The 14,745-nt window shown below is 54.9% G+C and carries 14 protein-coding genes; 8 read left to right on the forward strand and 6 right to left on the reverse strand.

What is annotated here, in order from left to right; genetic code table 11:
- Positions 1-104: 104 nt before the first annotated feature.
- From A3193_RS11470 to A3193_RS11485, 4 genes are all read left to right on the forward strand, one after another.
- Positions 105-782: an NUDIX hydrolase gene (locus tag A3193_RS11470; protein WP_069006238.1), complete on the forward strand. Its 678-nt coding sequence runs from the start codon at positions 105-107 to the stop codon at positions 780-782.
- A gap of 14 nt (positions 783-796) precedes the next feature.
- On the forward strand, positions 797-1,861 hold the full coding sequence (gene nadA, locus A3193_RS11475; RefSeq protein ID WP_069014902.1) for a quinolinate synthase NadA: 1,065 nt from the start codon (positions 797-799) through the stop codon (positions 1,859-1,861).
- A 170-nt stretch (positions 1,862-2,031) separates the two neighbouring features.
- A complete protein-coding gene (locus A3193_RS11480; RefSeq protein ID WP_069014904.1) occupies positions 2,032-2,901 on the forward strand; it encodes a sterol desaturase family protein in 870 nt (289 codons plus the stop codon).
- Entirely contained in the window at positions 2,898-3,680 is a 783-nt protein-coding gene (locus A3193_RS11485; RefSeq protein ID WP_069014906.1) for a hypothetical protein, read from the forward strand. Before A3193_RS11480 ends, A3193_RS11485 begins: the two co-directional genes overlap by 4 nt.
- Before the next feature lie 51 nt (positions 3,681-3,731).
- Here the strand turns inward: A3193_RS11485 and A3193_RS11490 are convergent, their stop codons facing one another.
- A complete protein-coding gene (locus tag A3193_RS11490) occupies positions 3,732-4,673 on the reverse strand; it encodes a DUF3108 domain-containing protein (protein ID WP_069006242.1) in 942 nt (313 codons plus the stop codon).
- Positions 4,674-4,780: 107 nt separating this feature from the next.
- Between A3193_RS11490 and A3193_RS11495 the strand changes: the two genes are divergently transcribed.
- Positions 4,781-5,128, forward strand: coding sequence for a hypothetical protein (locus A3193_RS11495; RefSeq protein WP_069006243.1), 348 nt, complete (start codon positions 4,781-4,783; stop codon positions 5,126-5,128).
- 103 nt (positions 5,129-5,231) lie between these two features.
- On the opposite strand, the gene A3193_RS11500 is transcribed toward A3193_RS11495, so the two are convergent.
- The 3 genes from A3193_RS11500 to A3193_RS11510 form a co-directional block, all read right to left on the reverse strand.
- Positions 5,232-5,939 carry a potassium channel family protein gene (locus A3193_RS11500; protein WP_235614983.1) on the reverse strand — a complete coding sequence of 236 codons (708 nt, stop codon included), beginning with the start codon at positions 5,937-5,939 and terminating at the stop codon, positions 5,232-5,234.
- Positions 5,939-7,531, reverse strand: a complete 1,593-nt coding sequence (locus A3193_RS11505) for an NAD-binding protein (protein ID WP_069006337.1) — start codon at positions 7,529-7,531, stop codon at positions 5,939-5,941. Before A3193_RS11505 ends, A3193_RS11500 begins: the two co-directional genes overlap by 1 nt.
- Positions 7,532-7,726: 195 nt before the next feature.
- On the reverse strand, positions 7,727-8,119 hold the full coding sequence (locus tag A3193_RS11510) for an antitermination protein NusG (protein WP_139117059.1): 393 nt from the start codon (positions 8,117-8,119) through the stop codon (positions 7,727-7,729).
- A gap of 578 nt (positions 8,120-8,697) precedes the next feature.
- On the opposite strand from A3193_RS11510, the gene A3193_RS11515 reads away from it, so the two are divergent.
- Both A3193_RS11515 and A3193_RS11520 read left to right on the forward strand, forming a co-directional pair.
- Positions 8,698-9,345, forward strand: a complete 648-nt coding sequence (locus A3193_RS11515) for an ankyrin repeat domain-containing protein (RefSeq protein ID WP_069006244.1) — start codon at positions 8,698-8,700, stop codon at positions 9,343-9,345.
- A gap of 36 nt (positions 9,346-9,381) precedes the next feature.
- Positions 9,382-9,666, forward strand: coding sequence for a hypothetical protein (locus tag A3193_RS11520; RefSeq protein WP_068990967.1), 285 nt, complete (start codon positions 9,382-9,384; stop codon positions 9,664-9,666).
- Between the two features lie 133 nt (positions 9,667-9,799).
- Here A3193_RS11520 and sbcB read toward each other — a convergent pair whose 3' ends face one another.
- Both sbcB and A3193_RS11530 read right to left on the reverse strand, forming a co-directional pair.
- A complete protein-coding gene (gene sbcB, locus A3193_RS11525; protein ID WP_069014908.1) occupies positions 9,800-11,236 on the reverse strand; it encodes an exodeoxyribonuclease I in 1,437 nt (478 codons plus the stop codon).
- Positions 11,237-11,311: 75 nt separating this feature from the next.
- Positions 11,312-13,894 (reverse strand): TRAP transporter permease, encoded by a 2,583-nt coding sequence (locus A3193_RS11530; RefSeq protein WP_235614984.1) that lies wholly within the window; start codon positions 13,892-13,894, stop codon positions 11,312-11,314.
- On the opposite strand from A3193_RS11530, the gene A3193_RS11535 reads away from it, so the two are divergent.
- Positions 13,893-14,633, forward strand: coding sequence for a DUF481 domain-containing protein (locus A3193_RS11535; protein ID WP_069006247.1), 741 nt, complete (start codon positions 13,893-13,895; stop codon positions 14,631-14,633). The genes A3193_RS11530 and A3193_RS11535 overlap by 2 nt on opposite strands.
- Positions 14,634-14,745: the final 112 nt, after the last annotated feature.

The raw sequence follows: 14,745 nt of genomic DNA on the forward strand, positions 1-14,745 counted from the left end.
TACACTAACCAGTGTAGTATGGCCTCAACTATGGCATATCGACTTTATCAACCTGTTTAGCGGGCAGGCATCAGCCGTGCTCACATCGATTGACCAACACTCAAATGAACTCACAGCGCTACATTTATCCCTATCCTCACCCTGCTGTGACCACCGATGTGGTGCTGTTTACCATCCAGATGGATACTCTGTCCGTACTTCTGATTGAGCGTAAAAATCCCCCTTTTCAGGGCATGTGGGCACTACCGGGAGGCTTTCTCGACATTGCGGAAGACCTGGAATCCTGTGCCAAAAGAGAGTTGCAGGAAGAGACCGGAATCAAAGGCATCTATCTTGAACAGCTCGGCACCTTCGGTGCACCGCAAAGAGATCCACGGGAGCGGGTGATCAGTGTCACCTATTTTGCCTTGAGCCCTTCGGACCATCTCTGCCCCAGGGCTTCGAGCGATGCCGCAGAGGCAGCCTGGTTCCCGATCAATGAGTTGCCGGAGTTGGCCTTCGACCATGCTCAGATCATCAGCCTGGCAAGGCAACGGCTGATCGCCAAACTGGGCTACAGCACCATCGCCTTTCAGATGCTGCCCGAGACATTTACCCTGAGTCAGTTGCAATCTGTCTACGAAGTCCTGCTCAACGAAGCTTTGGACAAGCGAAATTTCCGCAAGGCGATTCTGGCCCGTAACATCATTCGCGAGACCGGTGAAACTGCCAGACACGGCAATCACCGTCCTGCAAAAATCTACCAGGTCCTCAATCCGAGACAGGTTGAGATCATCAAATAGTCAACGAGACATTCATGAACATCGAATCTTTGAAACTGCCCGAGATTAAAGTCCCTGAACACCCCCGATGGCCAACGCTTTCGGAGCAGGAGAAGCAACAGCTGAAGCAGCAGATCCGCGACAAGTTACACCAACAGAAGGCGGTGATCGTTGCCCACTACTATACCGATCCAGAACTACAGGCCCTGGCGGAAGAGACTGGTGGTTGCGTAGCGGACTCCCTGGAGATGGCCAGATTCGGAACTCAGCAGGAGGCGCAGACCCTGGTGGTTTGCGGGGTTCGTTTCATGGGCGAAACCTCGAAAATTCTCAATCCGGAGAAACGGGTCATCATGCCCGACCTGAATGCCACCTGCTCACTCGACGAGGGCTGCCCGGCCGATCTGTTCAGCACTTTCTGTGATGCCCACCCTGAGCATACGGTGGTGGTCTACGCCAACACCAGTGCTGAGGTGAAAGCCCGCTCCGACTGGGTGGTCACCTCCGGGATCGCTATGCCCATCGTCGAACATCTTGCAGCCAAAGGTGAGAAGATTCTGTGGGGACCCGATCGCCATCTGGGCAGCTATGTGCAGCGTGTCACCGGCGCGGATATGCTGATGTGGCCAGGCTCCTGTGTGGTGCATGAGGAGTTCAAAGCCGTGGCCCTTGAAAGAATTCGCCGTCTGCATCCGGATGCAGCCGTGCTGGTCCACCCGGAGTCACCGGAAAATGTCATCCAGCAGGCCGATGTCATCGGCTCCACCACCGCACTGATCAAAGCGGTTGCCAACATGGACAATCAGGAGTTCATCGTCGCTACCGATGGAGGCATCTTCTATAAGATGCAGCAGATGGCCCCGGAGAAGACCCTGATCGAGGCACCGACCGCCGGCGAAGGGGCTACCTGTGTCAGCTGCGCCCACTGTCCCTGGATGGGGATGAATGCGCTGCAGAATCTCAACCAGGTTCTTGAGTCTGGCGCCAATCAGATCGAGATCGACCCGGGGATACGTGAACAGGCGGTGATTCCGATCCAGCGGATGCTCGATTTTGCAGCCCATCAGGGTATAGGCATGCGCAACAAGGGAAATGCCTGATCCGGAAGACTCTGACAAAATGGTGATTGCTATCTCTGACGTTGTCTAAACTTCAGATATGACATGAGCGAATGTAAAAACTCTCTTTCCATGTTAGGGCCTGTTCAGATGGAGTAACATAAGCTCGAGATTAATCGAGTGACTCCAGCTTAAGGAGAATCGGATCCTTCATGACAGACATTATTCTCGACTATGAACTGACCATCCGCCTGATCGCGTTTTTCTCTATTTTTGCCGTGATGGCAGGCTGGGAAGCGGTACAACCCTGTCGTCAGCAACGCTTTACCAGAAGTCAGCGCTGGTTTGCCAACCTGGGAATCACCCTGCTCAATACCCTGCTGTTGCGTTTGCTGTTTCCCACAGCTGCAGTGGGATTTGCTGCATTCGCCGAAGCGAAGGGCTGGGGGCTGCTCAACGAGATACAACTGCCCTTCTGGCTCAGCGTGATCATCGCCGTGACACTGATGGATATGGTTATCTATCTGCAGCATGTGATGGTTCACGCGGTCCCCGCACTGTGGCGTCTGCATCGGGTACATCATGCCGATCCGGACTACGACCTGACCACCGGCGCCCGCTTCCATCCGATCGAGATTCTGCTCTCCATGCTGATCAAAATCGCCACCATTGCGGCTTTGGGTCCACCGGTCATCGCGGTATTGATCTTCGAGGTGATACTCAACGGCATGGCAATGTTCAACCATGGCAATGTCTCCCTGCCAAAGCCCCTCGACCGGCTAATGCGCTGGTTGGTGGTGACACCGGATATGCATCGGGTACACCACTCGGTCATTCCCGGGGAGACCAACAGCAACTTCGGCTTCAATCTGTCGATCTGGGACCGCCTGATGGGCACCTACAGGGCGGCACCGAAACTTGGCCATATCGGGATGCAGATCGGCGTCAACTCGCTGCAGGATCCGCAGTTGACGACGAAGCTGAACGGGTTGCTGAAAATCCCGTTTCTAAAGAATACCCAGGGTGGAGACGATTATAATGTTCAAGATCGCACCTGGCCGGGTCAAGGAGACAACCTTTGAACATCGAGAACTACGACGTCTATTTTTCCGGCGCACTGATAAAAGACAGTGACCCTGAAAAGGTAAAACGAAAAGTCGGCGCCATGTTCAAACTGGAAGGCGAGCGTCTGGAACGCCTGTTCAGTGGCAAACCCATCCCGATCAAACGGGGTATCGATATGGATCGGGCGATCAAATACCGGGTAGCCTTTCGAGACGCCGGTGGCCTTGTGGACATCGTACCCGCCGGAGACCCACCACCGACACCCAAACCACCACCAGCGGAACGCCCTGAACAGGGGGTGCCTCCACAGCAAGCCAAACCGGCGAAGCCGACTGAAACCCTGACCCTGGCTGACGGGCCCATGGAACCCCCACCGGAGCCGCCCCATCGGGAGATCGTGGCGCCGGACTTCTCGCTGTCGAAAGATGGCTTCGATCTATCGGACTGCACACCCGAGGTGACACCCCAGGTGATCCCTGATATCAGCGATCTCGACTTCTCCAAAGAGGACTCGAAACTGGATCAGACAGAGGAGCCCGAACCCCTGCACATCGATACTTCCGCGCTCGACTTTGATACTTCAGAACACGACCTGGAAGAGCAGCGTCCACCGCCAACACCCAATATCGATACCGGCTCCCTCTCCCTCTCACCAGCCAAACAGGGCACTTTGGAAGATTGTCAGGAGGAGGTTGAACCAGCCGCCATCCCAAATCTTGATCATCTGAAGATTGTTGAAGGGGCTGAGCAGAAACCGAGCGGGGAAAAGGCAAAGTTCAAGCTGTCGGATGATTGAGTGAAACGTACAACAATCCCTGACTGACATTTCAGAGCAGACTCCGGCGCATCAGAAGTCGAGGTAGGTCTCCATGGAGGATTGGGTCGCCTCTGAAAGCCCCTCCTTGTGTTGTTGATCAATCGGCCGCCCCGTCTCGAGGATCCCCTCCATGGCGCCAAAGGTGCGCTCAGCATAGAAGCGCAACAGCAGTCGCTGATCATCGTCGCTCATCCAGATGTGGACCGTTTCACCCAACGCCCCATTCTCCGGATCGATCTCTCGCAGTTTCAACCTGAACGATGGCCTGTCCCACCCGGCGCGGGTCAAGCGCTCCCGACTCACATCGATACGAAACCACTCGATCTCCTTGCCGTTGAAGGTGGAGAACTCGATCGGGCTGCCACTCTCGATCGGCATGCTGCGCAGACGGTGTATCAATCCCATATAGTCCAACGCCTGGGATCCATTCATCTGCAGGGTTTTGGTCTGATTCAGGGCGGTCCATTGATCATTACTCAATGCAGCTACGGATTGCAGACTGGGAGGCGGTGATGGGGAGGTCTCTTCAGCCTGCTCACCGGTCTGATAGTGATGGGCATAACCCGTCTCCCGGTCGAACCAGAAGAACTCTTCCCGCTGCTTGCGGAATTTCAATCTCTTGAAGGCGATCAAGGGGTGCAGCTCCCGGGCATCCAGCCAGCTTCGGTAACTGAGCCGCACCGGATAGAGCAGCTCCGCTTTTGTATAAGGCGCCGTGGTCAGATGCAGATTGGTGATGTAGGCAGGCATGGTCAAAACCTGCCCCATGCTCTCTTCCACATTGAGAGTCACTTTGGCGATATCCAGCTCCACATAACCGGTAATCAGGCCGCGGAACTTGAGGGTGTACTCCAGTTGCTCCCCCAATACCGGCTGGCTGGCCGCAGCTGACAGGGTCGTGAATCCCCACCACAGCAGAAATAGGGCTTCTATTCGCAGAATCACCCATCGACGGGTTTCAACACCACTCATTGGCTATACTCGGCAAAACACTGTTGGCACGTTTCTCGCAGAATAGTGCATAACCTATTAATTCGCAGCATAGAGCGTCAATTTTTTGTCTCTAGAGGTTTAAAACCATGATAAATCCGGTCAACAGCGACAAAACCGTACAAACCACAACAGACAAGTCCGGCCAGTCCCAGGCCAGCGGTAAGACCGAGCAGCCCCGAGGCAGCGCCGTAGAGCAGGCCCAGGCAACGGTTGAAGAGCGCCCGACACTGGATGTGGATAACGCACGTCATCTCTACCAGATGGAGACTACCCGCAGCGGCCAGACTGACCCGATCAGCACCCCCCAACAGGCCCGTTCGATGCTGGATTCCCTGTTGCAGCAGATCTCCAGCTCTCCTGAGTCGGCGGCCCAGGCACAGATGGCTCAGGTTTCCAAACCTTTGGCCAATCTGTTGGAGAGCGCACCGGCATAACTGAGCCAGTAAGATCATAGCGATCAACCAGCAGCCCGCTGATCGATGAGTCGGATCAGCGGGCTGCTGGCCTATCTAATTCCGTTGGATGGTTTTTATCCCTTCAGGGTTCCCCGGCATCCGCTGAGACGCCCTGCTTGAGTCGTTCAATCTCCTGCTTGCAACCGATCACCACCAGAATATCCCCGGCATCGAGATGGTGGTCGACGCCGCTGTTTGTGAAGATCAGCTGGTTGCCCAGCTCAAGATCCACCACCCCAAGCACGATCAGGTCATATTTTTTGTTCAGCTCGAGATCGCTCAAGGACATACCGGCCAGCACCGATGAATCGGGGATCTCTATCTCGGCAATATCGATATGCTTACCGAAAACCGTGTTTTCAAGCATCTCCACCAGATAGGGACGGGCAATCATCTCATGCACCCGCTGACCACTGATCTCATAGGGATCGATGACTTTGGTGGCTCCGGCGGCGAGCAGCCGTTCGCTGGATTCAATCGATTCCGCGACACAGACAATCTTCAGATTCGGATCCAAGGCCCGGGCCGAGAGGGTCAAAAAGAGGTTTTTCGGTTCTTCGGAAAAGAGACAGAATATCGTCTTGACCCAGTTTCCAATACCGATCCCCAACAGTTTTTCATCGTCAGTATAGTCGATGACCGCAGCCTGAAGCCCCTTCGCCAGCAGCCCCCCCACCTCATCGAAGTTGTTGCTGTAGAGATAGACCTGGATGCCGCGCTCAGACAGTTGCATGGCCACCTCATGACCCAGTGCGCCACAACCGAAGATCAAGTTATCCCGCCGTGCCACTAGAGTTCCCCCCGTTCCAGACAGTCTCGCAGATGGATGACACTGTACTCATGACCGATCAGCACCAGCAGGTCGTCTGCCTGCAGCGTGAATTTCTCTCCCGGATTGAAGTAGAAACAGCGCTCGTTCAGGTTGAAGCAGCTGTTATCGATGCCTGGATCACAGCAGCCATCCCTGATGATACCGAAGGGGATCAGTTTCCTGGCGAGAAAATCGATCTCTCCCATCTGCTTGCCCGCCAGAGAGCTGTCACGTTTGATACGCACCGCTTCGATGCCTTCGCTGGTCTGCCGGGTGAGCAGGCCGTAAACCGCTTCAAAGGCCACCGGCTGACCCGCATACTCGGCAGCGATCAGGCCAAATACCTCATAGGGTGCCACACAGTGGCTTGCCCCGGCCCGATGGAGCTTGTTGACATTCTCCCGGTGGTTGGCCCGTGAGATGATCTCAATATCGGGATTCATCTGCCGTGCAATCAGAGTGATGTAGACATTTACCACATCGTCACCGGTCAAACAGAGCAGCCGCTTGATGCGGGTCTCTATCCCCATACTCATCAGCAGCGAGTTATCCTCACCATTGCCCATCACCGCCAGATAACCGCGCTGTTTCGCCAGCCTGATGTTCTCTTCGAGAGGATCCACCACCACAAACGAACGCTTATCCTCGGAGAGACGATCCGCCACCACCTGTCCGACCCGGCCAAAACCACAGACCAGGGTATCGACCTGCTTGCGCTCAACCTCGGAAAAGACCCGGTGGGCGCGTATCTCATGAATCTTCTCTCCAAAGGCGGAGACGATGATCGAGGTGAAGAACGAGATCACACCCAATCCGGCGATGATCAACACCAGACTGATCACCCGGCCCTCAGTGGTCTGCGGAGTGATATCCCCATAACCGACTGTCGACATGGTGACCAGGGCCCAATAGACGCTGTCGAAAAAGCCGTCGATCTGCCCCTCGTCATGTTCCGCCTCGAAGAAAAAGATCGCCGTGGCGGCGGTAAAGGTGATAAACGCCATGAAGATGAACAGGGTGACCAACTCAATACGCTTTTCAGACAGCACCTTGACGAATTCACTGATGCTGCGGGTATAGCGGAACAGCTTGAACAGTCTGAAGAGCAGAAAAATTCGCAGGAACCTTAACGGACGATAGCTTGGAATGATCGCCAGCAGATCGATGATCGCCAGGGGTTGGATCGCATACCTGAGCTTACCGAGTATTGCACTGGAGAGTGCGGGACCGAGGCGAAAAGTCTCATTGATGAACTCGGCCCGCTCGTAGCGTTCGATGATGACTTTGTGACTGTCGTTGTAGAGCCAGAAACGCAACAGATACTCAATGATGAAGATGGTCACCGCCCCCACCTCAATCAGATCGCCCCACAATCCAAGATCGTGTTTCACTTCATAGATCAGCAGCCAGACACTGAGCAGCACCAGCAGGATCATGAAGATATCGAAGTAGGGACGAATCGGCGCACGGGGATTCTGCAGCAGATTGTAGACTGCACCCTTCAAACCCTTATAGCGGGTGGAACCCTCCAGGGTGTAACAAGTTTTGATGATTTTTTGCGCAAATGACATGACGCAGGATGAGCCCACCACCGGGTTGATCACACTGTTAACCGGTTATATCGGCAGAGAAGTAAAATCCTGGAGCTGCAATAAATACCAATCCGGCGACCAAATAGTTCACTTTCAGCCGCAGTGAACCATGCCTTGATCAAGGGTCTGCTTGAAACCCTGGAAGTGAACTATTTGATCGCCGGGCGAATAGGCTCAGGGGAGCTGTTGCGGATTGTAGGCTGAGAGTTCGATGCGCTCACCATCGGCCACAATGATCTCCCGACCATCCTGGGTGACGAAGTGGCGATCATCCACATCCATTCTTCTTGCGATGTAGCTGACACTGCGGCCTGTCTGAGCATCCACCACACGTACCGTAACCAGTCGATAGCCCTGCTCCACCTGCCAACCCAGATAGATCAGGCTGGCCGAAATCATCAGCACCAACAGAGCGTAACTGAGCCACTTGATCGATCGGTTTGAGCTTTTCTCTTTGGCAACCGGCCGGGCGATCCGTGCAGGTTCATTGAGAGACTGCTGGCGATGACGAATGACCAGCCAGGCCACGCCGATAACAGCCATTGTCAGGAGTATTTTGCTTATCACGATCGGGAGTCTTATGCTCTGCCTAGGGCCTGTTAACACGAATCCAATTGGCCCTGCCGTGACTATTTTTTCGCCCAGCAAGGCAGATTGAGCGAAGTGTCGTCACTCCACATGAGCGAATGATAACGCCGCTGGGCGGAGAAATAGCCTCAGCCCTTCGGGTTGCCCCTGAAAAAGCGCCACTCGGCGTTGCTCGTCGTTCATTTGGAATAACCAAACCTCTCTCCTCGCGCCTTGATTGGCGCTTTTTCAGGGGCAACAGGGCCAATTGGATTCGTGTTAACAGGCCCTAGTGTTAGAGATAGCCATTCACACAATATTCGTGTGTTCAGTGAAAATTCCGTCTACGGAACAATCTCAGCCTGTCCGCATCCTAAAGGAATAGATAGACAGAGTACAGGTTGGACGAGGTAAACCGGTTAACTGGTGAATCATCGCAACTGCAGCCGATGGTTTGCATGAACATGAATCTAGTTTTAAACATCTGCTGGAATAATCCCTGACAGCATAAGAAGATTCTCAAACAACCTGCAGCTAGGGCCTTGCAGCCTGAGTAGTGATGGATTTACTATCCCCCTATGTTATATCGAATCGCAATCATCATAAGCCTGTGTTTCATCGTATTATCGGCCTGCAGCAAGCAGGCGGAACCCACCATCACCCTCTCCCGTGCGGTACAGATCGGTGACATCGACCAGCTGGAGCGTAATCTGCACTGGGGCGCCGACGTCAACAAAGCGGATACCAGCGGTTTGACACCACTCCATGTGGCGGCCCAGAAAGGCAGCCTGGTGATGAGTAGGATCCTGGTGAAAAACCAGGCCGACCTGGAAGCGGTCGATCCTCAGGGACACACTCCCCTGCTCAAGGCCCTGATTGCACGAAACCCGATCATTGCCGAATATCTGGTGGAGAAGGGAGCGAAAATCGAGCCGAACAGCGCCCTGCATGAGACTGCAGCACTGGGTAGTGCCGACCGGGATGTGGTCGGTTTTCTCATCAGACAGGGGGCAAAACTCGACAACCAGGACGAGAAAGGCAATACTCCGCTCCACTCGGCGATTCTCAACGATCAACGAGTCTCAGCAAAGTACCTGATCAATCGTGGCGCAAGCCTGGATATTGCCAATCAGGAGGGGCTGTCTCCACTGAGCCTGGCCAAACAGAAAGGCAATCAGGATATCATCCGGATGCTGATACAATTCGGTGCTTCCGAAGATCGTTAACACTGTTTTATCAACCTATGGGATTTACTTAACACTATGGCATCAACACCTGACGAGCTGACAGTCAACTATACGGAAGACGGCATCGATGTGGTCAAGGAACTGGACAAGGTTGTTCTCTCCAAAGGGGCCTGGACCACAATCATCTTCCGTTTTCAGGATTGGGATCGCGCCAAGCAGCAATACGGTGCCGACAAGTACACCATTCGTCGCTATCAGAAGCGTAATGGCGAATACATGCAGAAGAGTAAATTCAACATCTCCAGCAAGGATCAGGCGAAAGGCATTATCGATGCCTTGCAGAAGTGGTCAGAAGAGTAGTCCGACAGCCCAGCCAGGCAACCACAGACGATTAACCCGGCCAATGCCGGGTGTACGACGAATGAAAACATCCGTCCAGATTTGATACTGTTGAGCATTCGTGGTGATTCGCGGCCATTCCAAAGTTCATCCGCTATAACGGCGCCACCTGCTCGGCCCAGGCGAGTAAGTCCGCAATCAATGTACGCTCCTGTTCACTCAGCCCGGGATCGGCCTCCAGCTGATCCAGGGTCTGCAGGTAGAGATCCAGGTTGATGCTGCCACCCCCCTCCTCCATCAACAGGCGTTCACTGCGATACTCCTCCCAGCGCTGCCGCTCCTCCTGGTTGAGGGTTTCCGGCCAGTTTCTGGCCCGGTATCGGAACAGCATCTCCACCAGTCTTGGATCATCGAATACCGGTGGAAAATCGCACAGGGTCTCAGGCTCCGACTCAACGATCTGATTCATTCGCTGTCGATCACTGCTTGAAAAGAAGCCTCCGGAGTAGATCGCCAGATCGGGATCGCTTACCGGCTCGAACTCACGCTGCCGGTGGACCTGCTCTATGTCAGCCATGAACCGGTCCGCCTCCAGCAGTGCCGACCGGTGCCGCTCCCCCTGAGCAAGATCGATCTGCCAACGCTCCGCAGACTGCGGGTCCAGGGTGTTCATCGGCACCACCACCGGGCATTTATTGATGTGTATCGTTTTGATCGGCAGCCGTTCCACATCTTCCGGGAGTTGATCTTTGGGTGTGAACAGACGTTGATGCAGCGTCTCCACATCAAGCGAGAACAGTGGCTCCGGATCGTAACGTAAGTCGTAAACCACAATGCCGTTAGGATTTGCCGGGTGTTTGATCAATGGCATCACCATGGCGATACATCCCTGTACCGCCGGATACATGGCGGATACATGCAGCACCGCCTCACGCTTCTGCAGATTCAGACGTGATGCAATCACCTGCTTGGCACGGCTGTTGAACAGATAGTCATACAGCTTCGGCTGGCGCTGCTTGACCAGTCTGGCCATGCCGATGGTGGCGTGGACATCCGACAGGGCATCATGAGCGGCGGCGTGCTCTATGCCATTCGCCACACTCAACTCCTCCAACCGAAAGCTGGTCACACCCTGATCGTTTTTCGGCCATTCGATCCCCTCAGGTCGCAGCGCGTGGGTCAGCCGAACCATATCGATGATATCCCAGCGGGATGAACCGTTCTGCCACTCTCTGGCATAGGGATCGTAGAGATTTCGATAGAGGGTGTTACGGGTGACTTCATCATCGAAACGCAGGCTGTTGTAGCCCACACCACAGGTACCCGGCGCTGCCAGCTGCTGATGGATGGCACGAATGAACTCGGCCTCCACCAGGCCATGCTGCTGGGCATACTGAGGGGTTATTCCGGTAATCATGCAGGCAACCGGCTGGGGCAGCATGTCATCACTCGGTTTGCAGTAGATGACCAGCGGCTCACCCACAGGATTGAGCTCCTCGTCGGTTCGCACACCGGCAAACTGTGAAGCCCTGTCGCGACGGGGATCCGCACCCCAGGTTTCATAATCGTGCCAATAGAAACTGAAAGCCATCGTTATATTTCAACCATCGTTATCGTCTGTCTGGATCTCTGTAAGGCTGGTCAAACCACTGACCAAGCCCGGATCTCAACCGGAATCGGTTATCTCTCTGCGCCGCTGCTGCATAAACAGAATCAAGGCCAACAGTGCCAGCGGCAGTATCAGAAACCAGTTTTTATCCGGTTGCTGTTGAGGCAGATAGTAGCCGTGGACCCGGTGGGTAAAACCCGCTTCCAGTCCCGCCCCTTCCGCGGCGCTCATAAACACCACATCAACCACTCTCAGCCCTTCACTATCCGCTTCGGTCAACAAGCCAAACGACGCCAGGGAGAGCTCACCCTCCAGTGTCGACGCCTGCAGCAGCACATCCTTCTTCCTGAACTCACCACTCTCCTCCTCCACCTCCACTTGTAGGCGCAGCTTGTCACCAGACTGGAGCTTAGCAAGATAGGCATCAATCTGCTGTGGCGGCTGCCAGGCCATGGATGGGAAGATCTGCTGCTGCCAGAAATCGGGGCGGAACAGGGAGAACACGACCAGCAGCAGTGCGGCACTCTCCCATAAACGGTTGCGAACGATCAGCCAACCCTGGGTAGCGGAAACAAACAGCAGCATCGCCGCAAGACCCTGCAGTGCGATCAACAGAAAATCCCCCACACCGGAGACACCGATCATCAGCAGTTCGGTATTGAAGATAAACATAAACGGCAGAATGGCGGTACGGATATCATAAAAAAATGATCGCAGGCCGGTATGGATCGGATCCCCACCGGAGATACCCGCAGCGGCATAGGCGGCCAGACCTACCGGTGGTGTGTCATCGGCCAGGATGCCGAAATAGAAGACAAACATATGCACCGCAACCAGTGGGATGTCGAGTCCGTGGGAAGCGGAGAGCTGAACGATCACCGGGGCCATCAGAGTCGATACCACGATGTAGTTCGCGGTGGTGGGCAGACCCATTCCCAGGATCATACAGATCAGGGCGGTCAGCAGCAGCATCAGCACGACGGACCCCATGGAGAGTACCTCCACCAGCTCACCCAGCACCTGGCCGATACCGGTCAGGCTGACGGTCCCCACCACGATACCGGCGGTAGCGGTGGCGACACCGATGCCGATCATGTTTCTGGCGCCATTCTCCAGACCGGTGACCAGGGACCTGAATCCATTGACAAACCCTTCAGTCAATCGATTTCCGCTATAGAGCGCCCGCAGCGCCTCCTGAGTCAGCTGTATCACCATCATCAGACAGATCGCATAGAAGACCGAAGTGGCCGGAGAGAGGCGCAACAGCATCAGACACCAGACCAGCACCAAAATGGGCAACAGAAAATGCAGCCCACCCAACAGAGCCTGGCCCGGGGTCACTCCTTCCAGGATATTCTCATCCTGCTGGCGCAATCCATATCGGACCTCACCGTAGATCAACAATCCGTAGAGCGCCAGGATCAACAGCGCATTTCCCCAGAAGCTGTACTCCCCCAGCAATTGATCGACCAACCCCACCAGCCAATAAGCCAGCAGAAAAAACAGTGCCACTCCTGAGAGGGTCAATCCCCATCGCAGCAGACGGGACCAGAGTGTGGCCACATGACTGCGGTGTGCCGCAGGCATACCCGCCTTGACCGCCTCCAGGTGGACCAGATAGAGCAGTGCAATGTAACTCAGCAGTGCCGGCAGAAAGGCGTGTGTGATCACCTGCAGATAGGAGAGGTTGAGATACTCCACCATGAGGAACGCCGCCGCCCCCATCACCGGCGGCATGATCTGACCATTGGTCGAAGCCGCCACTTCGATCGCGCCGGACTTCTCTGAAGAGAATCCGATCTTCTTCATCAGCGGGATGGTGAAGGTACCGGTGGTGACCACATTGGCGATGGAGGAGCCGGAGACCATACCGGTCAATCCCGATGCCAGTACCGCCGCCTTGGCTGGCCCACCCCGGCGATGGCCCACCAGAGCATAGGCGACGCGGATGAAATAGTGTCCCCCACCGGCCTGCTCCAACAGGCTGCCGAACAGCACAAACAGAAACACAAATCCGGCGGAGACCCCCACCGCCACACCGAATACACCCTCGGTGGAGAGCCACTGGTGTGAGGCAACCCGTTCCAGGGAAGCCCCTTTGTGGGCCAGCAGGTCGGGCAATATGGGACCGGCAAAGGTATAGCCGAGAAAGCAGGCGCCAATCAGCATCAGCGGCCAGCCCAGCGCCCTTCGGGTTGCTTCCAAGAGTAACAACACACCGGCTACCGCCACCCCCACGTCGAACCCAGAGGGAGCCCCTGCCCGCTCAGCCAGCGCTTCATAAAAGAGAAACAGATAGGCCGCGCAGAAGGCGGCGGTTGCTGCCAGCAACCAATCAATCAAGGGGATCTGATGGCTGATGCGTCTTCTGAAGGGAAAAAACAGATAGGCCAGAAAGATGGCAAACGCCAGGTGGATTGAACGGATCTCAGTATCGTTGAAGACACCAATGCCGAAGGTAAAAGGCAGTGGTGAGGCCGCCCACAGCTGAAACAGCGCCCAGCAGAGCGCGGTAGCCATCAGAAAACTTTTGGTCAAACCTGTGGGACGCCTCCCACCATACTCAACCGTCTCCACCATTTCCAACTGATTTACGTTATTCTTCTGCACCATCTGTTCACAACCTGCTACGCGAGCCATGAGTTTTAAATCTCTGTCAGCTACTCTATCACTGTTGATCTGTACAGTATCGATCCTACCCGCTTTTGCGGATGATGGGATTGAGGCATCCTGGCGCCACCAGCTCGAACTGGGATTGAATGGAGCCTCCGGCAACAGTGAGACGATAAACCTTCATCTGGGTTTCAACACCGATTATGCCGATCCGCTGAAAACCTGGAAATTCTCATCCGCCTACGATCGTTCGAAAAGTGATGGCGATATCTCCGCAAACCGCTTCTTCGCCGACCTGAAACGAGAGTGGATCTGGCCGCAGAATCCCTGGTTCTCATTCCTCCAGGGACGCTATGACTGGGACGAGTTCAAGGATTGGGACGATCGTCTCTCAGCCGCCGGCGGTAGCGGTTACCAGCATCTGAAGAACGACAGCTGGGATATCGCCAGCCGGATCGGTCTGGGTGGATCGATCAGCCGGGGTGATGATGAAGATATCAAAACCCCGGAACTGGTACTGGCACTCGATCTGGGCTGGATCATCTCAGAGTTTGAGCGATTCGAGTTCACCACAGCCTTCTATCCGGATCTGGACGAAACCGGGGAGTACCGCAATCTGACGGCTGTTAACTGGTCGATCAAAATGGCCGAAACCCGTAACCTGGCCATCAAACTCGGATTGAGAAACGAATACGACTCCGATGTCAGTGAAGAGCAAGAGAACAACGACTTCAACTATAACCTCTCACTGCTGTGGCAGATCTGAAGAGCCTGATTCTGAGCGCTCCATTTCCTGACATGGCTTAATGAACACCCAATCCACGAATAGACGCAATCGTTTTTACTCTTTTTTTTACTATGAAGTGTCCTCAATAGTT

It is taken from the genome of Candidatus Thiodiazotropha endoloripes, from assembly GCF_001708965.1.
GTDB classification, from domain to species: domain Bacteria; phylum Pseudomonadota; class Gammaproteobacteria; order Chromatiales; family Chromatiaceae; genus Thiodiazotropha; species Thiodiazotropha endoloripes.